Origin of the sequence: Streptomyces sp. M41 (assembly GCF_043673425.1) — a bacterium.
GTDB lineage: Bacteria > Actinomycetota > Actinomycetes > Streptomycetales > Streptomycetaceae > Streptomyces.
Genome location: NZ_JBIMKE010000020.1, coordinates 75,633 through 100,356 on the forward strand (window position 1 = coordinate 75,633; position 24,724 = coordinate 100,356).

The window sequence follows — 24,724 nt, forward strand, 5'->3', positions numbered from 1 at the left end:
CCAGGTCCCGGCGGGCTCTCGTATCAGCCATTGGAACGCGCGGACGGCTCACGACGCGGGTCTGAGAGAATTGAGCCCGTGATCTCCCGAATCGATCTGCGCGGCGACGCCCTTCCCGAGGGTCCCGCCCTGCGCGACCTGCTGCCCCGAGCCGACTTCGATGTTCAGGCCGCCCTGGAGAAGGTGCGTCCGATCTGCGAGGCCGTGCATCATCGTGGCGACGGGGCGCTGATCGACTTCGCCGAGAAGTTCGACGGCGTGCGGCTCGACCAGGTGCGAGTGCCCGCCGCGGCACTCGAGAAGGCCCTGACCGAGCTCGATCCGGCCGTGCGCGCCGCGCTGGAGGAGTCCATCCGCCGTGCCCGGCTCGTCCACCGCGAGCAGCGCCGTACGACGCACACCACCCAGGTCGTGCCCGGCGGCTCGGTCACCGAGAAGTGGGTGCCGGTCGAGCGGGTCGGGCTGTACGCACCCGGCGGCCGGTCGGTCTACCCGTCCTCCGTGGTCATGAACGTCGTACCGGCCCAGGAGGCCGGCGTGGAGTCCATCGCGCTCGCCTCGCCCGCCCAGGCCGAGTTCGGCGGGCTCCCGCACCCGACGATCCTGGCGGCCTGCGCGCTGCTGGGCGTCGACGAGGTCTACGCCGCCGGAGGCGCCACCGCCGTCGCCATGTTCGCGTACGGCACCGAGTCCTGCCCGCCCGCCAACATGGTCACCGGTCCCGGCAACATCTGGGTCGCCGCCGCCAAGCGCTACTTCACCGGCAAGATCGGCATCGACGCCGAGGCGGGCCCCACCGAGATCGCCGTCCTGGCCGACGCCACCGCCGACCCGGCGCACGTCGCCTCCGACCTGATCAGCCAGGCCGAGCACGACCCGCTCGCCGCCGCCGTGCTCGTCACCGACTCCGTCGAGCTCGCGGACGCCGTCGAGCGGGAGCTGGAGCCGCAGGTCGCGGCCACCAAGCACATCGACGACCGGATCGTGCCGGCCCTCAAGGGCAGGCAGTCCGCGATCGTCCTGGTCGACGGCGTCGAGGAGGGCCTGCGGGTCGTCGACGCCTACGGCGCCGAGCACCTGGAGATCCAGACGGCCGACGCCGCCGCCGTGGCCGACCGGGTGAAGAACGCCGGCGCGATCTTCATCGGGCCCTGGGCCCCGGTCTCGCTCGGCGACTACGCGGCCGGCTCCAACCACGTCCTGCCCACCGGCGGCTGCGCCTGCCACTCCTCGGGCCTGTCGGTCCAGTCCTTCCTGCGCGGCATCCACATCGTCGACTACACGAAGGACGCGCTGGCCGAGGTCGCGCATCACGTGGTCACGCTGGCGGAGGCGGAGGATCTGCCGGCGCACGGCGCGGCGATCAAGGCAAGGTTCGGCTGGAAGGTACCCGAGAGCAAGTGAGCGACGTACGCATCGACGACCTCCCCGTGCGGGACGAGCTGCGCGGCAAGTCCCCCTACGGCGCGCCCCAGCTGGACGTCCCCGTACGGCTGAACACCAACGAGAACCCCTACCCGCTGCCCGAGCCGCTGGTCGAGCGGATCACCGAGCGCGTCCGTGAGGCGGCCCGCCACCTCAACCGCTACCCCGACCGGGACGCGGTGGAGCTGCGCACCCGGCTCGCCGAGTACCTCACCGACACCTCCGGCCACCAGGTCGGCCTCGCCAACGTCTGGGCGGCGAACGGCTCCAACGAGGTCATCCAGCAGCTGCTGCAGACCTTCGGCGGACCGGGGCGCACGGCGATCGGCTTCGAGCCGTCGTACTCGATGCACGGGCTCATCTCGCGCGGCACCGGCACCGGCTGGATCTCCGGCCCCCGCAACGACGACTTCACGATCGACTTGGAGGCCGCCGAGAAGGCGATCGCCGAGCACCGGCCGGACGTCGTCTTCATCACCACGCCCAACAACCCCACGGGCAACGCGGTCCCGGGCGAGACCGTCCTCGCGCTGTACGAGGCCGCGCAGGCGGCGAAGCCGTCGATGGTCGTGGTCGACGAGGCGTACATCGAGTTCAGCCACGGCGACTCACTGCTGCCGCTGATCGAGGGCCGGCCGAATCTCGTCGTCTCCCGGACGATGTCGAAGGCGTTCGGCGCCGCCGGCCTGCGCCTCGGCTACCTCGCCGCGCACCCCGCGGTGGTGGACGCCGTCCAGCTCGTACGGCTGCCGTACCACCTGTCGGCCGTCACCCAGGCGACCGCCCTGGCCGCGCTGGAGCACACCGACACGCTGCTCAAGTACGTCGAGCAGCTGAAGTCGGAGCGGGACCGGCTGGTGAGCGAACTGATCGCCATCGGCTACGACGTCACCGCCTCGGACGCCAACTTCGTCCAGTTCGGGCGGTTCGACGATGCCCACGCCGTCTGGCAGCGGATCCTCGACCGGGGCGTCCTGGTCCGGGACAACGGCGTGCCGGGCTGGCTGCGGGTCACCGCCGGAACTCCCGAAGAGAACGACGCGTTCCTCGACGCGGTACGAGAAGTCAAGAAGGAGCAGAGCACATGAACCGCGTAGGACGCGTGGAGCGAGTCACCAAGGAGACGTCGGTGCTCGTCGAGATCGATCTCGACGGCAGCGGCAAGGTCGATGTGTCGACAGGCGTCGGCTTCTACGACCACATGCTCGACCAGCTCGGCCGGCACGGTCTGTTCGACCTGACCGTGAAGACCGAGGGCGACCTGCACATCGACTCCCACCACACCATCGAGGACACCGCCCTCGCGCTGGGCGCCGCCTTCAAGCAGGCCCTCGGCGACAAGGTGGGCATCTACCGGTTCGGCAACTGCACGGTCCCGCTGGACGAGTCCCTCGCCCAGGTCACCGTCGACCTCTCCGGCCGCCCCTACCTCGTGCACACCGAGCCCGAGAACATGGCGCCGATGATCGGCGCGTACGACACCACGATGACCCGGCACATCCTGGAGTCCTTCGTCGCCCAGGCCCAGATAGCGCTGCACGTGCACGTCCCCTACGGGCGCAACGCGCACCACATCGTGGAGTGCCAGTTCAAGGCGCTGGCCCGGGCCCTGCGGTACGCGTCCGAGCGCGACCCGCGCGCGGCCGGCATCCTTCCCTCGACGAAGGGCGCCCTGTAATCCCATGAACGGGCTGTCCACCATCCTGATCGTCGTCGGCCTCTTCCTCGTCGGCGGAATCATCTCCTTCGTCAAGCAGGAGATGCCCAAGAGCCTCGTCGTGCTGCTCTCGATCGCCGCCGCGATGTGTCTCGTCGCCGGCGTCATGCGGCTGGAGGTGTGGAATTGAGCACCAAGGACGTCGTCGTCTTCGACTACGGCTTCGGCAATGTGAGGTCGGCCGAACGCGCCCTCGCGCGCGCGGGGGCCGACGTCGAGATCACCCGTGACTTCGACCGGGCCATGAACGCAGACGGCCTGCTGGTGCCGGGCGTCGGCGCCTTCGCCGCCTGTATGCAGGGGCTGAAGGGCGCCCGCGGCGACTGGATCGTCGAACGGCGGCTGGCCGGCGGGCGGCCCGTGATGGGCATCTGCGTCGGCATGCAGATCCTGTTCGCGCGCGGCATCGAGCACGGCGTCGAGAGCGAGGGCCTCGGCGAATGGCCGGGCTCGGTGGAGCCGTTGCAGGCCGACATCGTGCCCCACATGGGCTGGAACACCGTGGCCGCGCCGGCCGGTTCCGAGCTGTTCGCCGGCCTGGACGCGGACGCCCGCTTTTACTTCGTGCACTCCTACGCCGTCCACGACTGGACGCTGGAGACCGAGAACCCGCTGATGACCGCACCGCTGGTCACCTGGTCGACACACGGCAAGCCCTTCGTGGCCGCCGTGGAGAACGGCGCCCTGTGGGCCACGCAGTTCCACCCCGAGAAGTCCGGCGACGCCGGAGCGCAGCTGCTCACCAACTGGATCGGAACCCTGTAGAGACATGGCCAAGCTCGAACTCCTCCCCGCCGTCGACGTCCGTGACGGCCAGGCCGTCCGCCTCGTGCACGGCGAGTCCGGCACCGAGACCTCCTACGGCTCCCCGCTGGAGGCCGCCCTCGCCTGGCAGCGCTCGGGCGCCGAGTGGCTGCACCTGGTCGACCTGGACGCCGCCTTCGGCACCGGCGACAACCGCGAGCTGATCGCCGAGGTCGCCAAGGCGATGGACATCAAGGTCGAGCTGTCCGGCGGCATCCGCGACGACGCCTCGCTCGCCGCCGCGCTCGCCACCGGCTGCACCCGCGTGAACCTCGGCACGGCCGCGCTGGAGACCCCCGAGTGGGTCGCCAAGGTCATCGCCGAGCACGGCGACAAGATCGCGGTGGGTCTGGACGTACGGGGCACCACGCTCCGCGGCCGGGGCTGGACCCGCGACGGCGGCGACCTCTACGAGACGCTGGAGCGCCTCAACAACGAGGGCTGCGCCCGCTATGTCGTCACCGACATCGCCAAGGACGGCACCCTCCAGGGCCCGAACCTGGAGCTGCTGAAGAACGTCTGCGCCGCCACCGACCGCCCGGTGGTCGCCTCGGGCGGGGTCTCGTCCCTGGACGACCTCCGCGCGATCGCCGAGCTGGTCCCCCTCGGTGTCGAGGGCTCCATCGTCGGGAAGGCCCTGTACGCGAAGGCGTTCACCCTGGAAGAGGCCCTGGAGGTTGTCTCGTCATGACGTCCGATGCCGTACGGCGCGTGCAGAGCAAAAGTCCCTGGGAAGAGTCCTTCGGGTTCGCACGCGCCGTCGCGGCGGGCGACCGTGTCCTGGTGGGCGGCACGACCGCCTTCAAGGGCGATGTGCTGTACGGCGAGGGCGACCCGTACGAACAGGCCAAGGTGGCCTTCACCAGCGCGATCGAGGCGATCGGCGAGTTCGGGCTCGGCGTCGGGTCCGTACTCCGCACCCGGATGTATCTGACCCACGCGCGTGACGTGGACGCCGTGGGCCGGGCCCACAAGGAGCTCTTCGATGCGGTACGACCCGTCTCGACGCTGCTGGTCGTCGAGGGTTTCGTGGACTCACGCATCCTGGTCGAAGTGGAAATAGAAGCCTTCAGAGGCTCAGAGGACGTTAGAGGAGCCGTGGATTCATGACCCTGGCGGTCCGAGTCATCCCCTGCCTGGACGTGGACAACGGCCGGGTCGTCAAGGGCGTCAACTTCCAGAACCTGCGCGACGCGGGCGACCCGGTCGAGATGGCCAAGGTGTACGACGCCGAGGGCGCCGACGAGCTGACGTTCCTGGACATCACCGCGTCGTCCGGCAACCGCGAGACGACGTACGACGTGGTGCGCCGCACGGCCGAGCAGGTCTTCATCCCGCTGACGGTCGGCGGCGGTGTCCGCACGGCCGAGGACGTGGACAGGCTGCTGCGCGCGGGCGCCGACAAGGTGGGCGTCAACACCGCCGCCATCGCCCGGCCCGACCTGATCCGCGAGATCGCCGAACGCTTCGGCCGGCAGGTGCTGGTCCTCTCGGTCGACGCGCGGCGCACCCCCGAGGGCACCTTCGAGGTCACCACCCACGGTGGCCGCCGCGGCACCGGCATGGACGCCGTCGAGTGGGCGCACCGCGCGGCCGAGCTGGGCGCGGGGGAGATCCTGCTCAACTCGATGGACGCGGACGGCACCAAGGACGGCTACGACCTGGAGATGCTCCGGGCGGTACGCAAGCACGTGACGATCCCGGTGATCGCGTCCGGCGGCGCCGGCAAGCTCGCCGACTTCCCTCCCGCCGTCGAGGCGGGGGCGGACGCGGTGCTGGCGGCGTCCGTGTTCCACTTCGGGGATCTGCGGATCGGCGAGGTGAAGGACACGCTGCGGGGGGCGGGGCACCCCGTCAGGTAAGACCCGGGTCGGCCCCGCTCACCCGTGATCCTCAGATCCCCAGCTGCTTCCCCTCGTGCAGCTTGGCGATCGCTTCCTTGTCGCCGTCCACCTCCACGTCGGCGGCGCTCTGGCGGCCGTAGGCGAACAGGAGCAGCTCCGAGGGCTCGCCGGTCACCGTGACGACCGGGGTGCCCTTGTGGGCGATCGCCGTCTGGCCGTCGGGGCGGCGCAGCACCAGGCCGGTGGGGGCGCTGCGGCCCACCAGGCGGGCGGACCGCTCGAAACGGGACCACAGGGCGTCCTGGAAGACCGGGTCGAGCTCGCGCGGCGTCCAGTCCGGGCGGGCGCGGCGGACGTCCTCGGTGTGCACATAGAACTCGATCGTGTTGGACGCCTCGTCGATCGGCTTGAGCTGGAACGGCGAGAAGCGCGGCGGGCCGGTGCGGATGAGCTGGATCAGCTCCTCGTACGGCTTCGCCGTGAACTCCTCCATCGCCTTGTCCAGGCGCGGTGCGAGCTGCTTGATCAGCAGCGCGGCGGCGGCGTCGGGGCGCCGCTCGCGCACCACCACGTGCGCGGCGAGATCACGGGTCGTCCAGCCCTCGCAGAGGGTGGGCGCGTCGGGGCCCTCGGCCTCCAAGAGGTCGGCCAGAAGAAGTCGTTCACGCTTGGCGAAGGTCGACATGTAGTCAGCCTACGACCGCGTACCGGGTCCGCCCAGTGGACGGGGGACGGTCACTGTCAGTGGCAGGCGGCACAATGGCTGCATGACCACCAGTACGCCCCGTCGGCCCAGCCGGCTGGACCCCGAGATCGCCGCACGCCTCAAGCGCAGCGCGGACGGGCTCCTGCCCGCCATCGCCCAGCAGTACGACACCGGAGAGGTGCTGATGCTCGGCTGGATGGACGACGAGGCGCTGCATCGCACGCTCACCACCGGCCGCTGCACCTACTGGTCCCGCAGCCGTCAGGAGTACTGGGTCAAGGGCGACACCTCCGGCCACTTCCAGTGGGTGAAGTCGGTCGCGCTGGACTGCGACGCCGACACCGTGCTCGTCCAGGTCGACCAGGTCGGCGCCGCCTGCCACACGGGCGCGCGCACCTGCTTCGACGAGGACGTGCTGTTCAAGGGCGGCGCCGATGCCGGCGCACCGTCCGCGGATCAGTAGGGTCAGCCGCCATGGACCTCGAGACCTTCCGCAAGCTCGCCACCGACCGGCGCGTCATCCCGGTCACCCGCAAGCTCCTCGCCGACGGCGACACCCCCGTAGCTCTCTACCGCAAGCTCGCCGCCGAGCGCCCGGGCACCTTCCTGCTGGAGTCCGCGGAGAACGGCCGGTCCTGGTCCCGCTACTCGTTCGTGGGCGTACGCTCCGCGGCGACGCTGACCGAACGCGACGGCCACGCCCACTGGCTGGGCACCCCGCCCGTCGGCGTCCCCGCCGGGGGCGACCCGCTCGCCGCGCTGCGCGCCACCATCGAGGCCCTGCACACCCCGCGCGACCTCGCCCACGACCTGAACCTGCCGCCCTTCACCGGCGGCATGGTCGGCTACCTCGGCTACGACATCGTCCGCCGCCTGGAGAAGATCGGCCCCGGCGAGCGCGACGACCTGAAGCTGCCCGAGCTGACCATGCTGCTCACCAGTGACCTCGCCGTCATGGACCACTGGGAGGGCTCCGTCCTGCTGATCGCCAACGCGATCAACCACAACGACCTAGACACCGGTGTCGACGAGGCCCACGCCGACGCCGTCGCCCGCCTCGACGCCATGGAGGCCGACCTCTCGCGCGCGGTCGCCCAGCCGCCCGCCGTCCTGCCGCCCTCCGAGCTCCCCGACTGCACCGCCCTGTGGGGCGGCGAGGACTTCCAGGAGGCCGTCGAGGACATCAAGGAGCGCATCCGGGCCGGCGAGGCGTTCCAGGTGGTCCCCTCCCAGCGCTTCGAAACGCCCTGCACGGCAAGCGCCCTGGACGTCTACCGGGTCCTGCGGGCCACCAACCCCTCCCCGTACATGTACCTGTTCCGCTTCGACGGCTTCGACGTCGTCGGCTCCTCGCCGGAGGCGCTGGTCAAGGTCGAGGACGGGCAGGCCATGGTCCACCCCATCGCCGGCACCCGGTGGCGCGGGGCGACCCCGCAGGAGGACCAGGCCCTCGCCGACGAACTGCTCGCCGACCCCAAGGAGCGCGCCGAGCACCTGATGCTGGTCGACCTCGGCCGCAACGACCTGGGACGGGTCTGCGAGCCGGGCTCCGTCGAGGTCGTCGACTTCATGTCCATCGAGCGGTATTCGCACGTGATGCACATCGTCTCGACCGTGACGGGACGCGTGGCACCCGGCCGTACGGCCTTCGACGTCCTGACGGCCTGCTTCCCGGCCGGCACCCTCTCCGGCGCCCCCAAGCCCCGCGCGATGCAGATCATCGACGAACTCGAGCCGTCGCGGCGCGGGTTGTACGGCGGCTGCGTCGGCTACCTCGACTTCGCCGGCGACTCCGACACGGCCATCGCGATCCGTACGGCCCTGCTGCGCGGCGGCACCGCGTACGTCCAGGCGGGCGCGGGCATCGTCGCCGACTCGGACCCGGTCGCGGAGGACACCGAGTGCCGCAACAAGGCGGCGGCGGTGCTGCGCGCGGTCCACACGGCCAACCGGCTCGGCTGAGGCCGGCCAGCTGCCTCGCGCGGACTCGGGTGGGCCCGGGTCGGCTCCGTGGACCCCGGGTGGCCGGTATCACCGAACCCCGGGTGACTGATCGTTCGGACTTCGGGTGATAGTGGAGTACGTGACTGCCGTACCGCACCCCCGTCCCGAAGCCCCCGGTTCCGCCCGGGCCGGCCGTATGAGTCTCGCCCTGGCCCTGCTGTGCGGCGCGCTCGGCGCGGCCGTCGCGCTGCTCGCCACCCGGCAGCGCTGGTCGGAGGGCACCGTGACGGTGGCCGGCGGCCCGTTCCCGCTCACCGCCAGGGGCAGTGACGTCACGGGCGTCCCCGCGGCCCTGGCCATAGTGGGGCTCGCCGCGCTCGTCGCCGTCTTCGCCGTACGCAAGGCCGGCCGCTTCGTCGTCGCCGGCCTGCTCGCGCTCTCCGGCGCCGGCATCGTCGCCGCGGCCCTGCTCGGCGCCTCCGACAGCTCCGCGCTCGACGAGCAGGCCGCACGGGCCTCCGGCGACACCTCGGCCACCGTCGACGCCCTCACCCACACGGCCTGGCCGTACGTCGCTGCCGTCGGCGGCCTGCTGATCCTGATCGCCGGGCTGCTCGCCCTGCGCTACGGCCGGGTGTGGCCCGGGATGTCCGGCCGCTACGAGCGCGGCGGCGTACCCCGTCCGCGCCGCAGGGCCCAGCCGGCCGACCCCGACCGCCCCGAGGAGCTCTGGAAGGCCCTCGACCGGGGCGAGGACCCCACCGGGGCCTGACCGGCCTGACGGCTCCGCACCGCGTTCCCGCGCCCAGCAGGAGCGCCCCACGGGCGGTGTCCCGGCGCCGCACCCCGCGGCGACCCGCGAAGGCCACCCCCGATCACCTCATGCTCACGCATACGGAACAATGGCAGCGAGCGTCCGGCTCGGACATGTAGATCAGCAACGAGGAGCAAGCAATGGCGGGCAGCAGCCACGGTCACACCCCGGCCGCCTGGACCGGTGTTTCGATCGCCTTCATCGGTTTCTGCGTCTCGGGAGCCTTCATGGTGCTGGCCCAGCCCGCAGGCTTCTGGGCCGGCATGGGTGTCGTCGTCCTCGGCGGCATCATCGGCTGGATCATGCGCTCCATGGGCATGGGCCAGCCCAAGGACGCTCACAAGGCGCTGCTCATGGCGCATGAGCGCGAGACGGCGAGCGTCAAGGCCTGAGCACCGCAGGACTTCGCTGAGGGGCGACCGGCACCGATGGAGTGCCCGGGGCGCCCCTCAGGCGTGTACGGGGGCACAATGCTTGACGTGAACGCCGACAGTGAGCGGGCGACGCGGCCCGGTGCCGGCGCCGTGACGGCACGCCTGGCTCTTCCGGCCGGGGTCCTCGCGGCCGTCGTCGGAGCCTTCGCGTACGTCGGGGCCGTGGACCCGAACGAACCCGGCCACTACCCCGCCTGCCCCCTCCTGCAGTACACCGGCATCTACTGCCCCGGCTGCGGCGGACTGCGCAGCGCGCACGCGATCGCCCACGGGGACCTCCTGGCGGCCCTCCAGGACAACGCCCTGGCCGTGCTCGGCTACGTCCTCTTCGCCGCGCTGTGGACCGTCTGGGTGATCCGTGCGGTGCGCGGCCGGCCGTTCAGGGTCGAGCTCGGGCCCGCGCAGCTGTGGGCCTCGGGCGCGTTGCTGCTGGTTTTCACCGTTGTCCGGAACCTGCCGTTCGGTGGCTGGCTGCACCCATGAGCGACCGTGGGAAAAGTCCAGCTGGTGGGACCGGCGTCAACCGGATGCGAGGCCTGTGCCCACCTCCGGATACCATCGCAGTGACCATAGGTTTCGTACCGCTTTCACAGTCGACCGTCTGAAAGGGGGCCGCTCGCGTGAGTGTGCTCGACGAGATCATCGACGGAGTCCGTGCCGACCTCGCGGAGCGGCAGGCGCGCGTCAGCCTCGACGAGCTCAAGGAGCGCGCGGCCAAGGCTCCCGCGGCCAAGGACGGCGTCGCCGCGCTCAAGGGCGACGGCGTCAAGGTGATCTGCGAGGTCAAGCGCTCCAGCCCCTCCAAGGGCGCGCTGGCCGCGATCGCCGACCCGGCCGGGCTCGCCGCGGACTACGAGGCGGGCGGCGCGGCCGTCATCTCCGTCCTCACCGAACAGCGCCGCTTCGGCGGCTCGCTGGCCGACCTGGAGGCCGTCCGCGCCCGCGTGGACATCCCGGTCCTGCGCAAGGACTTCATCGTCACGTCGTACCAGCTCTGGGAGGCCCGGGCCTACGGCGCCGACCTCGCGCTGCTGATCGTCGCGGCGCTCGAGCAGCCCGCCCTGGAGTCCCTGATCGAGCGCGCGGTGTCCATCGGACTCACCCCGCTGGTCGAGGTGCACGACGAGGACGAGGTCGAGCGGGCCGTGGACGCGGGCGCCAAGATCATCGGTGTCAACGCCCGCAACCTCAAGACCCTCGAGGTCGACCGCGGCACCTTCGAGCGCGTCGCGCCCGAGATCCCCGACACCATCGTCAAGATCGCCGAGTCCGGCGTCCGCGGCCCGCACGACCTGATCGCCTACGCCAACGCCGGAGCCGACGCCGTTCTGGTCGGCGAGTCCCTGGTGACCGGCAAGGACCCGAAGTCCGCGGTCTCCGACCTGGTGGCGGCGGGCGAGCACCCGGCATTGCGGCACGGCCGAAGCTGATCACCCGATAGAGTTGCCCCGATGACGCTGACGACGACAACCACGGACAGGTACGCCCGCCTCGCGCGCGGCTGCCGCCCCCGTGGCTGCCGCGCGCCCGCACGCCGAGTGCACGGCCGTCGCGTGCGATACGTCATCGGAGACGAACCTGGCCAGGTAAACGGCCGTCGATGGCAGCGCGCCCTATAGGGGCGCGGGACTGTGCCCGATATGCGGCTCCGCCGCGTGGGCGCGATCAGCCACAGACGGCCGGACGCCATCGAACAAGCCCCGCCCCCACGGCGATTAGGTATTTCCCAAACTCACCGTGAGGTTTCCGCATGCCCAGCGACTTCTTCATCCCCGACCCCGAGGGTCAAGTCCCCAGCGCCGAGGGCTACTTCGGCGCGTTCGGCGGCAAGTTCATCCCGGAGGCCCTCGTCGCCGCCGTCGACGAGGTGGCCGTCGAGTACGACAAGGCCAAGCACGACCCCGAGTTCGCCCGTGAGCTGGACGACCTGCTGGTCAACTACACCGGCCGCCCCAGCTCCCTCACCGAGGTCCCTCGCTTCGCCGAACACGCCGGTGGCGCCCGGGTGTTCCTCAAGCGCGAGGACCTCAACCACACCGGCTCCCACAAGATCAACAACGTGCTCGGTCAGGCCCTGCTGACCAAGCGCATGGGCAAGACCCGGGTGATCGCCGAGACCGGCGCCGGACAGCACGGCGTGGCGACGGCGACGGCCTGCGCGCTGTTCGGCCTCGACTGCACCATCTACATGGGCGAGATCGACACCCAGCGCCAGGCCCTCAACGTGGCCCGCATGCGCATGCTCGGCGCCGAGGTCATCGCCGTGAAATCCGGCAGCCGCACCCTCAAGGACGCCATCAACGAGGCGTTCCGCGACTGGGTCGCCAACGTCGACCACACCCACTACCTCTTCGGTACGGTCGCCGGCCCGCACCCGTTCCCCGCCATGGTCCGCGACTTCCACCGCGTCATCGGCGTCGAGGCGCGCCGCCAGCTCCTGGAACGCGCCGGCCGGCTCCCCGACGCCGCCATCGCCTGCGTCGGCGGCGGATCCAACGCCATCGGCCTCTTCCACGCCTTCGTCCCCGACACGGACGTACGCCTCATCGGCTGCGAGCCCGCCGGGCACGGCCTGGACAGCGGTGAGCACGCGGCGACGCTGACCGCCGGCGAGCCCGGCATCCTGCACGGCTCCCGCTCCTACGTCCTCCAGGACGACGAGGGCCAGATCACCGAGCCGTACTCGATCTCGGCCGGCCTGGACTACCCCGGCATCGGGCCCGAGCACTCCTACCTCAAGGACTCCGGCCGCGGCGAGTACCGCGCGGTCACCGACGACGCGGCGATGCAGGCCCTGCGTCTGCTGTCGCGCACCGAGGGCATCATCCCGGCGATCGAGAGCGCCCACGCCCTCGCCGGGGCCCTGGAGGTCGGCCGCGAGCTGGGCAAGGACGGCTTGATCGTCGTCAACCTGTCCGGCCGCGGCGACAAGGACATGGACACGGCCGCACGCTACTTCGGCCTGTACGACACCGACGCCGAGGTCGCCGCCGACGCGGACGCCGACGCCGCCGAGATCGAGGGGGACGCCAAGTGAGCGGCAACATCCAGCTGTTGAGCGACACCCTCGCCGCGGCGAAGGCCGAGGGCCGCTCCGCGCTCATCGCCTACCTCCCGGCCGGCTTCCCGACCGTGGACGGCGGCATCGAGGCGATCAAGGCCGCCCTCGACGGCGGCGCCGACGTCATGGAGGTGGGGCTGCCGCACAGCGACCCCGTCCTCGACGGCCCCGTCATCCAGACCGCCGACGACATCGCCCTGCGCGGCGGCGTCAAGATCGCCGACGTCATGCGCACGGTCCGCGAGGCCCACGAGGCCACCGGCAAGCCGATCCTCGTGATGACGTACTGGAACCCCATCGACCGCTACGGCGTCGAGCGCTTCACCGCCGAGCTGGCCGAAGCGGGCGGCGCGGGCTGCATCCTGCCCGACCTGCCCGTGCAGGAATCGGCGCTGTGGAGGGAGCACGCCGACAAGCACGGGCTCGCGACCGTCTTCGTCGTGGCGCCGAGCAGCAAGGACGAGCGGCTCGCGCAGATCACCGCCGCGGGCAGCGGCTTCGTCTACGCCGCCTCGCTGATGGGCGTCACCGGCACCCGCGAGTCCGTGGGCGCACAGGCGCAGGACCTGGTGGAGCGCACCCGTGCCACCGGCACCGACCTGCCCGTCTGCGTCGGACTCGGAGTCTCCGACGCGGGCCAGGCCGCCGAGGTCGCCGGATTCGCCGACGGCGTGATCGTCGGCTCGGCCTTCGTCAAGCGAATGCTGGACGCCCAGGACGACGCGGCCGGAGTCGAGGCCGTGCGCACGCTCGCCGGTGACCTGGCCAAGGGCGTACGCGGACAGGCGTAACCAGGCGGGATGTCATACCGGTCCCTCGTAAGGGTGGACCTGAGGCCGGGGAGGCGCGCTGCGCCTCCCCGGTTCGTTCTGCGGGTGTGAGCGAAAAGAATCGTGACGGAAAGCGGACCGCGCGGGAGCGGCTGGCGGTCGAGCGTGAGAAGCAGAAGGCCGCCGACAAGCGGCGCCGCGCGCTGATCGTGGGCGCGAGCGTCGTCTGCGTCCTCGGACTCGCGGCGGTCATCGGAGTCGTCGCGGCGAACGCCGGCAAGGACGACAGCAGCGAGTCCTCGGGCCCGGTCGTCGGACCCTCGGGGGCGCAGGGCAAGGACGGCCTCGCGATCCCGGTGGGCGAGGAGAACGCCAAGTCCACGCTCACGGTCTGGGAGGACTTCCGCTGCCCGGCCTGCAAGTCCTTCGAGGAGGCATACCGGTCGACGATCCACGAGCTGACGGACGCGGGCCAGCTCAAGGTCGAGTACCACCTGGCGACGATCATCGACGGCAACATGGGCGGCAGCGGCTCCCGCAACGCCGCGAACGCGGCGGCCTGCGCCCAGGACGCCGGAAAGTTCGTGCCGTACCACGACGTGCTGTTCCAGAACCAGCCGCCGGAGGTCGACGACGCCTTCGCCGAGAACAGCAAGCTCTTCGAGCTCGCGAAGAAGGTGAAGGGCCTGGACACACCCGCCTTCCGCAAGTGTGTCGAGGACGGCACGCACAACGGCTGGGTGGCGAAGTCCAACGACGCGTTCAAGAAGGGCGGCTTCAGCGGTACGCCGACGGTCCTGCTGAACGGCAAGAACATCTACCAGGACCAGACGATGACCCCGGCCAAGCTGAAGCAGATGGTGCAGGAGGCCGCCAAGAGCTGAGCTCGCCGCCTGTTATGGACCCGTAGCCGGGCTGCCCGACATCGGTCCCGCCCGGCAGGGTAGCGTCGACCCTGCCATGGAACTTGCCTATATTCCCAGCCCGTCGCGCGGGGTGATCCACCTCGGTCCCATCCCGCTGCGCGGCTACGCCTTCTGCATCATCATCGGTGTCTTCGTAGCGGTCTGGCTCGGCAACAAACGCTGGATCGCCCGGGGCGGGCGATCCGGCACGGTGGCCGACATCGCGGTGTGGGCCGTCCCGTTCGGCCTGATCGGCGGCCGGCTCTACCACGTGATCACGGACTACCAGCTGTACTTCAGCGAGGGCCGTGACTGGGTCGACGCGTTCAAGATCTGGGAGGGCGGCCTCGGCATCTGGGGCGCCATCGCCTTCGGCGCGCTGGGCGCGTGGATCGGCTGCCGGCGCCGGGGCATCCCGCTGCCCGCGTACGCCGACGCCGTCGCGCCCGGCATCGCCTTCGCGCAGGCGATCGGCCGATGGGGCAACTGGTTCAACCAGGAGCTGTACGGAAGGCCGACGGACGTCCCGTGGGCGCTGGAGATCACGTCCTCGACGGACGGACGGGTGCCGGGCACCTACCACCCGACGTTCCTGTACGAGTCGCTGTGGTGCATCGGCGTCGCGCTGCTGGTGATCTGGGCCGACCGCCGCTTCAAGCTGGGGCACGGCCGGGCGTTCGCGCTCTATGTCGCCGCCTACTGCGCGGGCCGCGCTTGGATCGAGTACATGCGCGTCGACGACGCCCACCACATCCTGGGCGTGCGGCTGAACGTCTGGACCGCGCTGATCGTGCTCCTGCTGGCGGTCACGTACTTCGTCGTGTCGGCGAAGAAGCGGCCCGGCCGGGAGCCTGTCGTCGAGCCGGGCGCCTCCGGCGGTGACCCCGAGGGCACGAGCAAGTCCTTGGACCACGACAAGGCCTCCGACAGCGAGATCGCCGAGGAAGAGGTCGCCGAGGACAGGGCCGCCGAGGACGAGGCCGCCGAAGGCGGTTCCGAGGACGAGGTGAGGGACGGCGTCGGGACCGCAGACGTCAAGGACGAGGCCGGGTCGACGAAGAAGACCTGAGACCCCCCCGTACGTCACCGAAGGGCGCCCGGACTTGCGGGCGCCCTTCGGCGTCAGGTCCGGTGGGCCAGGGCCAGGGTTCTGCGGGCCGCCGCCACCACTGCCGCGTCGATGAAGGTCCCGTCCCGCAGCGCCTGGGCGCCCTGCTCCGCGGTGGCCGCCTTGACGATGGTCTCCGCCTGTTCCAGCTCCGCCTCCGTGGGCAGATAGACCCGCTCGATCACCGGGAGCTGGCGGGGATGGACGGCCGCCCGGCCGAGGAATCCCAGGGTGCGGCCGTGGGCGCAGGAGGCGGCGAGACCGTCCAGGTCACGGATGTCCGGGTGGATCGACTGGGCGGGCGGGGGCAGACCGGCGGCCCGGGCGGCGACGACGACACGGGAGCGGGACCAGTCCAGGCCCGCGTCGCCGCGTACGCCGAGGTCGGTGCGCAGGTCGGCCTCGCCCAGCGAGATGCCCCGCAGGGCCGGGTGCGCGGACGCGATCGGGAACGCCCGCTCGATGGCGAGGGCGGACTCCAGCAGGGCGTACAGCGCGGGTGCCCCGTCGTCCGCGGCCGGTGTCGTCCGCGCGATGTGGGTGATCTGCTCCGGCGCCGTCACCTTGGGAATGCGCAGACCGGACAGGCCCGGCAGGGCGGCGAGGGCGCGGAGGTCGGCCGCCGCCCAAGGGGTGTCCAGGGCGTTCACACGGACGTGGACCGGGACGGGCTGTGCGGCGGACAGGAGCTCGGCCGTCGCCGCACGGGCCCAGTCCTTGCGGTCGGGGGCCACCGCGTCCTCCAGATCGACGACGACGATGTCGGCGCCGGCCGTGAGGGCCTTCGCGACCACCTTCGGCCGGTCGCCCGGGGCATACAGCCAGGTCAGCGGGTACGGCGTCACAGGGCGCCCTCCTCGCGCAGGGCGGCGACCTCGGCCGGGGTCAGACCGAGGTCGCCGAGGATCTCGTCCGTGTCCGCGCCGTGCGGGCGCCCCGCCCAGCGGATCGTGCCGGGGGTGGCGGAGAGCCGGAAGAGGACGTTCTGCATGCGCAGCGGGCCGAGTTCGGGATCGTCGACGGTGGTGATGGTGTCCAGGGCCGCGTACTGCGGGTCCGTCATCACCTCCCGTACGTCCTGGATCGGGGCCACCGCGGCCTCCGCCTTCTCGAAGGCGGCGAGGACGTCGGCGCGGGTGTGGCGGGCGATCCAGTCGCCGACCGCCTCGTCGAGGACGTCGGCGTGCCGGGCCCGGTCGGCGCCCGTCGCGAACCAGGGCTCGTCGATCAGCTCCGGGCGCCCCACCAGGTGCATCACGCGCTCGGCGATCGACTGGGCCGAGGTGGAGACGGCGACCCAGGTGCCGTCCGCGGTGCGGTAGGCGTTGCGCGGGGCGTTGTTTGCGGAGCGGTTGCCGGTGCGTTCCTGGACGTAGCCGAGCTGGTCGTACCAGGTCGGCTGGGGGCCGAGGGCGAGCAGCATCGGTTCGATGAGGGCCATGTCGACGACCTGGCCCTCGCCGGTGCGCTCGCGGGCGGCGAGTGCCGTCATCACCGCGTACGCGGTCGCGAGGCCCGCGATCGAGTCGGCCAGCCCGAAGGGCGGCAGCGTCGGCGGTGCCTCCGGTTCGCCGGTGAGCGCGGCGAAACCGCTCATCGCCTCGGCGAGGGTGCCGAAGCCCGGGCGGTGGGCGTAGGGGCCGAACTGGCCGAAGCCGGTGACCCGCGTGAGGATCAGGCGGGGATTGACGGCGGACAGCTCCGGCCAGCCCAGCTCCCATTTCTCCAGCGTGCCCGGGCGGAAGTTCTCGACGACGACGTCCGCCGTCGAGGCCAGGCGCAGCAAGGTGGCCCGGCCGCCGGGCTTGGACAGGTTCAGGGTGATCGTGCGCTTGTTGCGGCCCAGGACCTTCCACCACAGGCCCACGCCGTCCTTCGAGGGGCCGTGCCCGCGGGAGGGGTCCGGTTTCGCGGGGTGCTCGACCTTGATGACCTCCGCGCCGAAGTCGCCGAGCATCGTGGCGGCGAGGGGGCCCGCGAAGAGAGTCGCAAGGTCGAGCACCCGCAGGCCGGTCAGGGGGGCCGGTGCGGTGGTGCCGGGCCCGTGCTCGAGCGCGCTCATGACGTGTACCGTGCGTCGATCTCGGGGCGGTACGGCATCGACGCCGAGGCGCCCTCCCGCTGGACGGACAGTGCCGCCGCTGCCGCCGCCCAGCCGAGTGCCTCGCGCATCGCGCGCCCCTCGCCCAGGGCCACCGCGAGGGCGCCGACGAAGGTGTCACCGGCGCCGGTCGTGTCGACGGCGGTGACCTTCGGCGCGGGGACGGCCACGGGCTCCGCGCCTCGGGCCGCGTACAGACTGCCGTTCGCGCCCAGGGTGACGACCACCTCGGGCACCTGGTCGAGCAGCGCGACGGCCGCCTCGCGGGGGTCGGTGCGGCCGGTGAGGGCGGTGATCTCGTGCTCGTTCGGCACCAACAGGTCGACGGCGGCGAGCAGTTGGTCCGGGAGCGGCCGGGCGGGGGACGGGGTGAGGATCGTACGGACGTCGTGGCGGCGGGCGGCCTCGGCGCCGGCCAGGACGGCGGGGAGCGGGATCTCCAGCTGGAGCAGCAGCGTGTCGGCGGCTGCGATGACGCCCTCGTCGCCGGGGCTGAGGTGGTCGAGGGTGCCGTTCGCGCCGGGGATCACGACGATCGCGTTGCCGCCCTCGTCGTCCACGACGATGTGTGCGGTGCCGGAGGGCCCCTCGGCCGTGCGGAGGTCGTCGGTGTCGACGCCGGAGTGTTCCAGGGTGGAGCGCAGAAGGGTGCCGAAGGCGTCGTTGCCCACGGCGCCGATCATCATGACGTCGCCGCCCGCGCGGGCCGCCGCGATCGCCTGGTTGGCGCCCTTGCCGCCGGGGATCGTACGGAACTCCCTTCCGGTCACGGTCTCGCCGCGCTGCGGGGCCTTCTCCACATAGGTGACGAGGTCCATGTTGGTGCTGCCGAGGACGACGATGCCGGTCATGGGCGAGTGGCCTCCCTGGGGGTGAGTGCGTGCGTGAGCCGGGCGAGCGTGTCGAAGCCCGTGCCGTCGAAATCGGCCACCGAAGTGGACAGGCGGTTCTTCAGAGGGGCCGTCCAGCGGTCGGGCAGCGCGGCCGGAGTGCCGGTGAGCAGGGCGGCGATGCTGCCCGCCGTCGCGCCGTTGGAGTCGGTGTCCCAGCCTCCCGACACGGCACGGCAGACGGAGCCGGTGAAGTCGCCGTTCGCGTGGGTCAGCGCGGCGGCGGTCAACGCGGTGTTGGGGACGGCGTGGACCCAGTGGTGGGTGGGGGAGTAGGCGGCGTGCAGCGCGTCGACGACCGTGTCGAAGTCCGCGTGGTCGTGGGCCAGCCGGATCGCGTGGGTGACGGACCGGGCCAGGCGGGACTTCGGGGGGATCACGGTGAGGCCGGTGCGCAGGCAGGCGTGGATGTCGTGGGGGCCGGTCGCCGTCGCCGCCCGAGCGATGACGGCGGCGGTGAACATCGCCGCGTAGACGCCGTTGGCGGTGTGGGTGAGGGTGGCGTCGCGGTGGGCCTGCTCGGCCGCGGCGGCCGGGTCGCCGGGGTTGGTCCAGCCGTGGACGTCCGCGCGGATGAGGGCGCCGATCCACTCCCGGAAGGGGTTGCGGTGGCGGGCGGTGTGCGGGGGTTCGATGCCGGTGAGGAGGTTGCGGTAGGCGACGCGTTCGGCGGTGAAGGTGCGGCCGGCGGGGAGTTCGTCGAGCCAGAGGCGGGCCACGTCGGCGGTGGTGAAGGCCCTGCCGTGGCGTCGAAGCAGGAGGAGGTTGAGCAGGGGGTAGTTGAGGTCGTCGTCCTCCGGCATGCCGTCGATGTTCTCGGCGAGGGAGCAGCTCGCCGAGCGGCGGTTCCAGGGATGGGCGGCGAGCAGCTCCTCGGGGACCCCTTTGGCTGTGAAGTACGTGTTCAGGGGCCAGTTGCCGGTGGCCCCGGCCAGTTGTCTGATGGCCGCCAAGGGAAGCTTCTCCACGGGCTTGCCCAGGAGGCAGCCGACCGCCCTGCCCAGCCAGGCGGCCTCGTAGCGCGCCGGCTCCGGCGGGGTGGCAGCCGGGCTCCGGCCGGAAGTCCGGTCGTCGCCGGCCGGCCAGTCGGGGCACAGCGCCTTGATACGCCTCAGGTCGGTCGGCTCGCCGTCCTGCAACCGGCCCGGCAGGTCGGCCAGTTCATCCAGCAGGTCCTCCGCCAGTTGACGCAGGTAGCGCGAGGCCGGCCGTGGCGATGCCCCCGCCCGCAGGGGAGCCTCGGCGCCGCCCGCCGCCGTCCACCTCGCCGCGATCCTCGACGGCTCCCGGCCGTCCAGGGCCGCCTGGCGCAGCTCATGGCCGATCAGGTCCTCCGGCTGGACCCAGGTCAGTCGGAGCATGGCCGGTCCTCCAGCGCGGCGAAGGCCGCCTCGTGCTCCCGGCGCCGGCGGACGTCCCGCGCGTGGATCTCTACGGCCACCTCGGTGAGGACGCGGGGCGCTTCCCACAGGTCGAGGCGGCTGGCCTCCGCGACCGTCTTGGACCAGTCCTCGGGGGCGGGGGAACCGAGAGCGCCCGCCAGCGCTCCGGCCATCGTCGCGATGGAGTCGCAGTCGCGGCCGTAGTTCACCGCGCCCAGGACCGAGGCGCGGTAGTCGCCGTCGCCCACGAGCAGCATGCCCAGCGCGACGGGCAACTCCTCGATCGCGTGCAGCCGGGACGGGCGGCGGGCGCCGAGGGTGGGCTGCCGGTAGTCCGGGCCGACGGTGTCGTACGGGGTGACGGCCTCCCGGAGCGGGACGAGGGCCGACTCGAAGTCCCGGTGTGCGCCCGCCACTTCGCAGACCTTCTCGATCGCCGCCCGGGTGCCGTCCTTCGCCAGGGACAGACAGGCCGTGACGACCGACTCCGGTGTCGCCCCGGGGGTGCACGCCGCCGCCACCGCGGCAGCGAAGACGCCCGCCGCCTCACGGCCGTACGACGACTGGTGGGCGCCCGCGATGTCCAGCGCCTCCGCGTACGCGGCCCTCGGGTCGGCCGCGTTGACCAGGCCGACCGGGGCCATGTACATCGCGGCACCGCAGTTGACGATGTTGCCGACGCCGGCCTCCCGTGGGTCCACGTGGCCGTAGTGGAGGCGGGCCACCATCCACTTCTCCGCCAGGAAGATCCGGTGCAGGGGGAGGGCCTCCGCCTCCAGCTCCGGGATCCAGCGCGGGTTCGTCATCAGGTCCGGCACCAGGTGGTCGGCGATCGCGTACGCGTCGAGGTGGTCGCGGACGGTCGCGTAGACGCGGACCAGGGCGTGCGTCATCAAGGTGTCGTCGGTGACATGGCCATCGCCCTTGTGGTACGGCGCGATGGGGCGGGCCGTGCGCCAGTCGTCGCCGTTCCAGGGGCCGACGATGCCGTGCACCCGGCCGCCGTGGCGCTCGAGGATCTGATCGGGGGAGTAGCCCTCCACCGGGCCGCCGAGGGCGTCGCCGACCGCTGCGCCGACCAGGGCGCCGGTGATCCGCTCGTCGAGCCGCGGACCAGTGGTTTCGTGTGCTTTGGCCGTCATGCTCCGAATCATCCTCCTGGTCGGGTCGGTTGCGTGGCTTCGAGGAGTTCGGCGAGTTCCACCAGGTCGGTGCCGGTGAGGCGGGGGAGGGCGCAGCCGGAGAGAGTGCGGCAGGTGTCGCGCCAGGTCGCCGGGATCGCGGCGCCGCCGCCGAGGGCGCCGGTCAGCGCGCCGACCAGGGCGGGTGCCGAGTCGGCGACCCGGGACAGACATGCGGCGGCGGGGACCGCTTCGGCGATACGGCCGTGCGCGGCGACCGCGAGCGCCAGGGCGACCGGGACCGTTTCGGCCGCGGCGATGCCGTAGCTGTAGACGTGGTCGACGATCTGGTGCTCGAGGAGGGGGATCAGGGCGAAGGCGCTGTCGGCGGCCCGGGCGAGTTGCAGGGCGTGGTGGGCGTTGCGGCCGATCTCCGTCTCCGCGGGGAGCTCGGCGAGGGCGGCTGTCACACAGGCCGTGGTGTTCGCGCCGGCCAGAGCCAGGGACACGGCCGCCGCCATCGCCCTCGCCCCGTGTACGCCGTCGCCGTCCTGGGTGTAACGGGCGTCGAACTCGGCGAGGTCGGCGGCGCGGTGGGGGTCGCCGGGGTGGGCCACGGCGAGGACGCAGGCCCGTACGCAGGCGGCGTCGTCGAAGTAGTGCGGGTTGTCGTGGCCGGTGGCGGGTGGGCGCAGGCCGGTGGCGAGGTTGCCGAGGCCGGCGCGGACGGAGATGCGGGCGCGCAGGGGGAGGATCGCCGACTCGATCTCGGGGGCGCGGTCCGCCGCCGCGGCGACCTCGCTCGCCACGGCGTTCCAGGTGAGGTCGATGGCGGCTCTGGTACGGCGCTCGCGGCTGAGGTCGCCGAGGGCGGTGTCGTCGCCGGCGCGCAGGAGGGCCTCGGCCGCGAAGGCTGCCCATTCGGCGTCGTCGGAGGGGCCCAGGCGGAGGGGTTCCGGGGGCTGGTTGAGGGCGATCGGGACGGGGAGGGTGGTGGTCGCGTTCTGCTCGGCGAAGGTCTCCAGTTCGCGGGTGAGGCGGCGGGTCCAGTCGGGCATGCGGGTGGCTCTGTGTCGGGCGGCGGGCCAGCCGGCGGCGTCGCCCGCGGCCAGGCCCAGGAGGAGGCCGAGGATCCGCTGACCGGCCTCGGCCTCGGCCTCGGCTTCGCCTTCGCCTTCGGCCTGGTGTTTCCCACCCGCATCGTCCGTGCGGCTTGCGTTGTCGGCTGCGGGTGGCCCTGGTGGGGGGTGCTCGACGTCGGCGGGTGCGGGGGGTGTGGGGGCTGCGGCGGCTTCGGGCGCCGGGGATTGGAGGGCGTTCGGGACGGACGGGAGGGGGTGGGCTTCGGGGGGTGCTGCGGTGGCGAGGGCAGTCGGCACTGTGGCGGTGGGCTCCGACCCCGGGCCCGTCGTACCGGCCAGGGTCTGCGTGGCTGTTGTGTCGTCGCGGGGCTCCTGAGGGGGGCCGGTCGGGTCCTCCGGCGTCGTCGGGGTGGGGGTCGGGTGGGGGCCGCCCTCGTCCCATGGGGTCGGTGGGGTCATGGGTGGGGCTCCGGGGGGTTGGTCGGGAGGGAGGGGGGTGGGGCGAGGGTGGGAGGTGGGGGGCGGAGGCCGTCCGCTGTCCATTTGCCGCCCTCCTCCGGTGTCAGGAGTTCCGCCACGTCGAGTACGTGGTGGCCGGCCATCGAGGGCAGGCAGCTGCCCCGGGCGGGGCCGATGGCCGAGGCCCACTCCATGGGGATCGCCGATTCGCCCTGGGCCGCGCCGGCCAGGGCACCCGCCACCGCGGCCGTGGTGTCCGCGTCCCGGCCCATGTTCACGGCCGTGAGCACCGCCTGCACGAAGTCGCCGTCGGCCGCCGCGTACGCCCCGAAGGCCAGGGCCACCGCCTCCGGGGCCAGGTCGGTCCAGGGGTAACCGCCGATGACCACCGCGGAGCGGACGGCCCGTTCGCCGCGGTGGGCCACCGCGACCGCGCGGCGCAGGGAGCGGGCCGTCCAGGAGTCGTCCGGTACCACCGCCAGGGCCGAGGCGACCACGGCGATCGTGGGGGCACCGGCCATCGCCGCCGCCACACCCGCCGCCACCGCCTGGCCGCCGTAGATGCCCTCGCCGTCGTGGCTCACCGCACCGTCGATGGCCACCAGCCGGGCCGCCTCGGCCGGGCGGCCCGCCGCGAAGACGCCGAACGGGGCCGCCCGCATCGCGAGGCCGTCGCTCCAGGCGTGGCGGTGCTGGGCGGAGATGGGGGCGGCCAGGCCCCGGCGGAGGTTCTCCAGCGTGCCGCGTTCGCTGAAGCCGGCGCCGCGGAAGGGGCCCTCCGCGCGGTCCGCGATCCACTCGTGCCAGGCCGCCTCCACATGGGCCGGGGTGAGCGCCGAGCCATGGCGGGCGAGGAGCAGGCCGGAGAAGATCGCGTACTCGGTGTCGTCCGTGCCGGAGGGGTTGTCGGTGACGAACCCCGTGATGCGGCCCCAGCGGGCGCGGATCTCGGAGGGCTTCATGTTCTCCGCGGGGGCGCCCAGCGCGTCGCCGACCGCGAGACCCAGCAGCGCTCCGCGGGCCCGTTCGCGGAGCTCGGTGGCGTCCCCGGGCGCCGGGACCGAGGGGGTGCGGGCGATCGATGCCATACGCGGCCTTCCTCCGGGGGCTCCGCCCAGGGCGCGGACCCCTTTGCCGATGTGTCCCACCGTCGGCGGTTGACCCGAGCCTCGGAGGCCCCACTGTCACCCGGTCGACATTTGTGCGTCCCATGGCACGAATGAGCGTTCTAGAGGAAAACCGCAGGTTAGCGGAGCCTTTCCTTGCTGGCGCGGAGGGATCTTTCGACGTAGATTTGGTGTTGTCCAAGAGTAGAACATGTCTAAAGACAGCCTTACCTGACTTTCAACGGGAGACCTCCGATGGCGATCATCGAGACCGAAGCGGCGCTGCACGAGGCGCACCGCGACAACCACACCCACCGGGATGTGAACGGCGGCTGGCTGCGCCCCGCGGTCTTCGGCGCGATGGACGGGCTGGTCTCCAACCTCGCCCTGATGACCGGTGTCGCCGGCGGGGCGGTCAGCCACCAGACCGTCGTGCTGAGCGGGCTCGCCGGGCTCGCGGCCGGCGCGTTCTCCATGGCCGCCGGTGAGTACACCTCCGTGGCCTCGCAGCGCGAACTCGTCGAGGCCGAGCTGGACGTCGAGCGGCGGGAGCTGAGAAAGCACCCCGAGGACGAGGAGGCCGAGCTCGCCGCGCTCTACGAGGCCCGGGGTGTCGAGCCGAAGCTCGCGCGTGCCGTCGCGGGACAGCTCTCCCGTGATCCCGAGCTGGCCCTGGAGATACACGCCAGGGAAGAGCTCGGCATCGACCCCGGCGATCTGCCGTCCCCGCTCGTCGCGGCCGTGTCGTCGTTCGGCTCGTTCGCGCTGGGCGCCCTGCTGCCCGTACTGCCGTATCTGCTCGGCGCCACCGCGCTGTGGCCGGCCGTGCTGCTCGCGCTCCTCGGGCTGTTCCTGTGCGGTGCCGTCGTGACCAAGGTGACGGCGCGGACCTGGTGGTACAGCGGGCTGCGGCAGCTCGCCCTCGGTGGTGCCGCGGCCGGTGTGACGTACGCCCTGGGCAGCTTGTTCGGAACGGCCGTAGGATAGTGCGACTGGAACTTATGCGTTGGGCCGTATAAGTAGCCGTTACTCGCTGGTTTCGAGTGGCTGA

The 24,724-nt window shown here is 72.2% G+C and carries 28 protein-coding genes; 20 read left to right on the forward strand and 8 right to left on the reverse strand.

Features of this window, described 5'->3' with window-relative positions; all coding sequences use genetic code 11:
* The first annotated feature begins 78 nt into the window (after nucleotides 1–78).
* The 8 genes from hisD to hisF are packed head-to-tail and all read left to right on the forward strand — an operon-like array spanning nucleotide 79 to nucleotide 5,808.
* Nucleotides 79–1,404: a histidinol dehydrogenase gene (hisD, locus tag ACHBTE_RS23435; RefSeq protein WP_394726003.1), complete on the forward strand. Its 1,326-nt coding sequence runs from the start codon at nucleotides 79–81 to the stop codon at nucleotides 1,402–1,404.
* Nucleotides 1,401–2,513 carry a histidinol-phosphate transaminase gene (locus tag ACHBTE_RS23440; RefSeq protein ID WP_394726005.1) on the forward strand — a complete coding sequence of 371 codons (1,113 nt, stop codon included), beginning with the start codon at nucleotides 1,401–1,403 and terminating at the stop codon, nucleotides 2,511–2,513. Before hisD ends, ACHBTE_RS23440 begins: the two co-directional genes overlap by 4 nt.
* A complete protein-coding gene (hisB, locus tag ACHBTE_RS23445; protein ID WP_394726006.1) occupies nucleotides 2,510–3,103 on the forward strand; it encodes an imidazoleglycerol-phosphate dehydratase HisB in 594 nt (197 codons plus the stop codon). Before ACHBTE_RS23440 ends, hisB begins: the two co-directional genes overlap by 4 nt.
* A gap of 4 nt (nucleotides 3,104–3,107) precedes the next feature.
* Nucleotides 3,108–3,272, forward strand: a complete 165-nt coding sequence (locus tag ACHBTE_RS23450) for a hypothetical protein (protein ID WP_394726007.1) — start codon at nucleotides 3,108–3,110, stop codon at nucleotides 3,270–3,272.
* A complete protein-coding gene (hisH, locus tag ACHBTE_RS23455; RefSeq protein ID WP_394726009.1) occupies nucleotides 3,263–3,907 on the forward strand; it encodes an imidazole glycerol phosphate synthase subunit HisH in 645 nt (214 codons plus the stop codon). Before ACHBTE_RS23450 ends, hisH begins: the two co-directional genes overlap by 10 nt.
* A 4-nt stretch (nucleotides 3,908–3,911) precedes the next feature.
* Complete coding sequence (gene priA / locus ACHBTE_RS23460) at nucleotides 3,912–4,637, forward strand: bifunctional 1-(5-phosphoribosyl)-5-((5-phosphoribosylamino)methylideneamino)imidazole-4-carboxamide isomerase/phosphoribosylanthranilate isomerase PriA (RefSeq protein WP_062719041.1); 726 nt, start codon at nucleotides 3,912–3,914, stop codon at nucleotides 4,635–4,637.
* Complete coding sequence (locus ACHBTE_RS23465; RefSeq protein WP_394726011.1) at nucleotides 4,634–5,056, forward strand: RidA family protein; 423 nt, start codon at nucleotides 4,634–4,636, stop codon at nucleotides 5,054–5,056. The genes priA and ACHBTE_RS23465 overlap by 4 nt, the downstream gene beginning before the upstream one ends.
* On the forward strand, nucleotides 5,053–5,808 hold the full coding sequence (hisF, locus tag ACHBTE_RS23470; protein WP_394726013.1) for an imidazole glycerol phosphate synthase subunit HisF: 756 nt from the start codon (nucleotides 5,053–5,055) through the stop codon (nucleotides 5,806–5,808). The genes ACHBTE_RS23465 and hisF overlap by 4 nt, the downstream gene beginning before the upstream one ends.
* 31 nt (nucleotides 5,809–5,839) lie before the next feature.
* On the opposite strand, the gene ACHBTE_RS23475 is transcribed toward hisF, so the two are convergent.
* The gene (locus ACHBTE_RS23475) at nucleotides 5,840–6,475 is read right to left on the reverse strand and encodes a TIGR03085 family metal-binding protein (RefSeq protein WP_394726014.1); all 636 of its coding nucleotides are present in this window, start codon (nucleotides 6,473–6,475) and stop codon (nucleotides 5,840–5,842) included.
* Between the two features lie 82 nt (nucleotides 6,476–6,557).
* Between ACHBTE_RS23475 and hisI the strand changes: the two genes are divergently transcribed.
* The 11 genes from hisI (at nucleotide 6,558) to lgt (ending at nucleotide 15,493) form a co-directional block, all read left to right on the forward strand.
* Nucleotides 6,558–6,959, forward strand: coding sequence for a phosphoribosyl-AMP cyclohydrolase (gene hisI, locus ACHBTE_RS23480; RefSeq protein ID WP_394726016.1), 402 nt, complete (start codon nucleotides 6,558–6,560; stop codon nucleotides 6,957–6,959).
* 11 nt (nucleotides 6,960–6,970) lie between these two features.
* Complete coding sequence (locus ACHBTE_RS23485; RefSeq protein WP_394726017.1) at nucleotides 6,971–8,458, forward strand: anthranilate synthase component I; 1,488 nt, start codon at nucleotides 6,971–6,973, stop codon at nucleotides 8,456–8,458.
* A 112-nt stretch (nucleotides 8,459–8,570) separates the two neighbouring features.
* A complete protein-coding gene (locus tag ACHBTE_RS23490; RefSeq protein ID WP_394726018.1) occupies nucleotides 8,571–9,212 on the forward strand; it encodes a TIGR02234 family membrane protein in 642 nt (213 codons plus the stop codon).
* A gap of 182 nt (nucleotides 9,213–9,394) precedes the next feature.
* On the forward strand, nucleotides 9,395–9,646 hold the full coding sequence (locus tag ACHBTE_RS23495; protein ID WP_394726020.1) for an HGxxPAAW family protein: 252 nt from the start codon (nucleotides 9,395–9,397) through the stop codon (nucleotides 9,644–9,646).
* A 78-nt stretch (nucleotides 9,647–9,724) separates the two neighbouring features.
* Complete coding sequence (locus ACHBTE_RS23500; RefSeq protein ID WP_394726022.1) at nucleotides 9,725–10,171, forward strand: DUF2752 domain-containing protein; 447 nt, start codon at nucleotides 9,725–9,727, stop codon at nucleotides 10,169–10,171.
* A 137-nt stretch (nucleotides 10,172–10,308) separates the two neighbouring features.
* Nucleotides 10,309–11,118: an indole-3-glycerol phosphate synthase TrpC gene (gene trpC / locus ACHBTE_RS23505; protein ID WP_394726023.1), complete on the forward strand. Its 810-nt coding sequence runs from the start codon at nucleotides 10,309–10,311 to the stop codon at nucleotides 11,116–11,118.
* A 21-nt stretch (nucleotides 11,119–11,139) separates the two neighbouring features.
* Nucleotides 11,140–11,307, forward strand: a complete 168-nt coding sequence (trpM, locus tag ACHBTE_RS23510; RefSeq protein ID WP_164932276.1) for a tryptophan biosynthesis modulator TrpM — start codon at nucleotides 11,140–11,142, stop codon at nucleotides 11,305–11,307.
* 131 nt (nucleotides 11,308–11,438) lie between these two features.
* Complete coding sequence (gene trpB, locus ACHBTE_RS23515; RefSeq protein WP_394726024.1) at nucleotides 11,439–12,725, forward strand: tryptophan synthase subunit beta; 1,287 nt, start codon at nucleotides 11,439–11,441, stop codon at nucleotides 12,723–12,725.
* The gene (trpA, locus tag ACHBTE_RS23520; RefSeq protein WP_394726025.1) at nucleotides 12,722–13,540 is read left to right on the forward strand and encodes a tryptophan synthase subunit alpha; all 819 of its coding nucleotides are present in this window, start codon (nucleotides 12,722–12,724) and stop codon (nucleotides 13,538–13,540) included. The genes trpB and trpA overlap by 4 nt, the downstream gene beginning before the upstream one ends.
* An 86-nt stretch (nucleotides 13,541–13,626) precedes the next feature.
* Nucleotides 13,627–14,403 carry a DsbA family protein gene (locus ACHBTE_RS23525; RefSeq protein WP_394726026.1) on the forward strand — a complete coding sequence of 259 codons (777 nt, stop codon included), beginning with the start codon at nucleotides 13,627–13,629 and terminating at the stop codon, nucleotides 14,401–14,403.
* A gap of 76 nt (nucleotides 14,404–14,479) precedes the next feature.
* The gene (gene lgt / locus ACHBTE_RS23530) at nucleotides 14,480–15,493 is read left to right on the forward strand and encodes a prolipoprotein diacylglyceryl transferase (protein ID WP_394726027.1); all 1,014 of its coding nucleotides are present in this window, start codon (nucleotides 14,480–14,482) and stop codon (nucleotides 15,491–15,493) included.
* Between the two features lie 53 nt (nucleotides 15,494–15,546).
* Here the strand turns inward: lgt and ACHBTE_RS23535 are convergent, their stop codons facing one another.
* Genes ACHBTE_RS23535 through ACHBTE_RS23565 form a run of 7 tightly spaced genes read right to left on the reverse strand, consistent with a single transcriptional unit; the run spans nucleotide 15,547 to nucleotide 23,655 of the window.
* Nucleotides 15,547–16,377 (reverse strand): HpcH/HpaI aldolase/citrate lyase family protein, encoded by an 831-nt coding sequence (locus tag ACHBTE_RS23535; RefSeq protein ID WP_394726028.1) that lies wholly within the window; start codon nucleotides 16,375–16,377, stop codon nucleotides 15,547–15,549.
* On the reverse strand, nucleotides 16,374–17,594 hold the full coding sequence (locus ACHBTE_RS23540) for a CaiB/BaiF CoA transferase family protein (protein ID WP_394726029.1): 1,221 nt from the start codon (nucleotides 17,592–17,594) through the stop codon (nucleotides 16,374–16,376). The genes ACHBTE_RS23535 and ACHBTE_RS23540 overlap by 4 nt, the downstream gene beginning before the upstream one ends.
* A complete protein-coding gene (gene rbsK / locus ACHBTE_RS23545) occupies nucleotides 17,591–18,484 on the reverse strand; it encodes a ribokinase (protein WP_394726030.1) in 894 nt (297 codons plus the stop codon). The genes ACHBTE_RS23540 and rbsK overlap by 4 nt, the downstream gene beginning before the upstream one ends.
* Nucleotides 18,481–19,884: an ADP-ribosylglycohydrolase family protein gene (locus ACHBTE_RS23550; protein WP_394726031.1), complete on the reverse strand. Its 1,404-nt coding sequence runs from the start codon at nucleotides 19,882–19,884 to the stop codon at nucleotides 18,481–18,483. The genes rbsK and ACHBTE_RS23550 overlap by 4 nt, the downstream gene beginning before the upstream one ends.
* A complete protein-coding gene (locus ACHBTE_RS23555; RefSeq protein WP_394726032.1) occupies nucleotides 19,872–21,047 on the reverse strand; it encodes an ADP-ribosylglycohydrolase family protein in 1,176 nt (391 codons plus the stop codon). The genes ACHBTE_RS23550 and ACHBTE_RS23555 overlap by 13 nt, the downstream gene beginning before the upstream one ends.
* An 8-nt stretch (nucleotides 21,048–21,055) precedes the next feature.
* On the reverse strand, nucleotides 21,056–22,567 hold the full coding sequence (locus ACHBTE_RS23560) for an ADP-ribosylglycohydrolase family protein (RefSeq protein WP_394726033.1): 1,512 nt from the start codon (nucleotides 22,565–22,567) through the stop codon (nucleotides 21,056–21,058).
* Complete coding sequence (locus tag ACHBTE_RS23565) at nucleotides 22,564–23,655, reverse strand: ADP-ribosylglycohydrolase family protein (protein ID WP_394726034.1); 1,092 nt, start codon at nucleotides 23,653–23,655, stop codon at nucleotides 22,564–22,566. Before ACHBTE_RS23565 ends, ACHBTE_RS23560 begins: the two co-directional genes overlap by 4 nt.
* A gap of 273 nt (nucleotides 23,656–23,928) precedes the next feature.
* On the opposite strand from ACHBTE_RS23565, the gene ACHBTE_RS23570 reads away from it, so the two are divergent.
* Nucleotides 23,929–24,660: a VIT1/CCC1 transporter family protein gene (locus tag ACHBTE_RS23570; RefSeq protein ID WP_394726035.1), complete on the forward strand. Its 732-nt coding sequence runs from the start codon at nucleotides 23,929–23,931 to the stop codon at nucleotides 24,658–24,660.
* Nucleotides 24,661–24,724 lie beyond the last annotated feature (64 nt).

Coding starts and splice junctions, on each gene's coding strand:
- hisB (WP_394726006.1), top strand. CDS start 2,510: ATGAACCGCGTAGGACGCGTGGAGCGAGTCACCAAGGAGACGTCGGTG.
- ACHBTE_RS23450 (WP_394726007.1), top strand. CDS start 3,108: ATGAACGGGCTGTCCACCATCCTGATCGTCGTCGGCCTCTTCCTCGTC.
- priA (WP_062719041.1), top strand. CDS start 3,912: ATGGCCAAGCTCGAACTCCTCCCCGCCGTCGACGTCCGTGACGGCCAG.
- ACHBTE_RS23465 (WP_394726011.1), top strand. CDS start 4,634: ATGACGTCCGATGCCGTACGGCGCGTGCAGAGCAAAAGTCCCTGGGAA.
- hisF (WP_394726013.1), top strand. CDS start 5,053: ATGACCCTGGCGGTCCGAGTCATCCCCTGCCTGGACGTGGACAACGGC.
- ACHBTE_RS23475 (WP_394726014.1), bottom strand. CDS start 6,475: ATGTCGACCTTCGCCAAGCGTGAACGACTTCTTCTGGCCGACCTCTTG.
- hisI (WP_394726016.1), top strand. CDS start 6,558: ATGACCACCAGTACGCCCCGTCGGCCCAGCCGGCTGGACCCCGAGATC.
- ACHBTE_RS23485 (WP_394726017.1), top strand. CDS start 6,971: ATGGACCTCGAGACCTTCCGCAAGCTCGCCACCGACCGGCGCGTCATC.
- ACHBTE_RS23495 (WP_394726020.1), top strand. CDS start 9,395: ATGGCGGGCAGCAGCCACGGTCACACCCCGGCCGCCTGGACCGGTGTT.
- ACHBTE_RS23500 (WP_394726022.1), top strand. CDS start 9,725: ATGCTTGACGTGAACGCCGACAGTGAGCGGGCGACGCGGCCCGGTGCC.
- trpM (WP_164932276.1), top strand. CDS start 11,140: ATGACGCTGACGACGACAACCACGGACAGGTACGCCCGCCTCGCGCGC.
- trpB (WP_394726024.1), top strand. CDS start 11,439: ATGCCCAGCGACTTCTTCATCCCCGACCCCGAGGGTCAAGTCCCCAGC.
- lgt (WP_394726027.1), top strand. CDS start 14,480: ATGGAACTTGCCTATATTCCCAGCCCGTCGCGCGGGGTGATCCACCTC.
- ACHBTE_RS23540 (WP_394726029.1), bottom strand. CDS start 17,594: ATGAGCGCGCTCGAGCACGGGCCCGGCACCACCGCACCGGCCCCCCTG.
- rbsK (WP_394726030.1), bottom strand. CDS start 18,484: ATGACCGGCATCGTCGTCCTCGGCAGCACCAACATGGACCTCGTCACC.
- ACHBTE_RS23550 (WP_394726031.1), bottom strand. CDS start 19,884: ATGCTCCGACTGACCTGGGTCCAGCCGGAGGACCTGATCGGCCATGAG.
- ACHBTE_RS23555 (WP_394726032.1), bottom strand. CDS start 21,047: ATGACGGCCAAAGCACACGAAACCACTGGTCCGCGGCTCGACGAGCGG.
- ACHBTE_RS23560 (WP_394726033.1), bottom strand. CDS start 22,567: ATGACCCCACCGACCCCATGGGACGAGGGCGGCCCCCACCCGACCCCC.
- ACHBTE_RS23565 (WP_394726034.1), bottom strand. CDS start 23,655: ATGGCATCGATCGCCCGCACCCCCTCGGTCCCGGCGCCCGGGGACGCC.
- ACHBTE_RS23570 (WP_394726035.1), top strand. CDS start 23,929: ATGGCGATCATCGAGACCGAAGCGGCGCTGCACGAGGCGCACCGCGAC.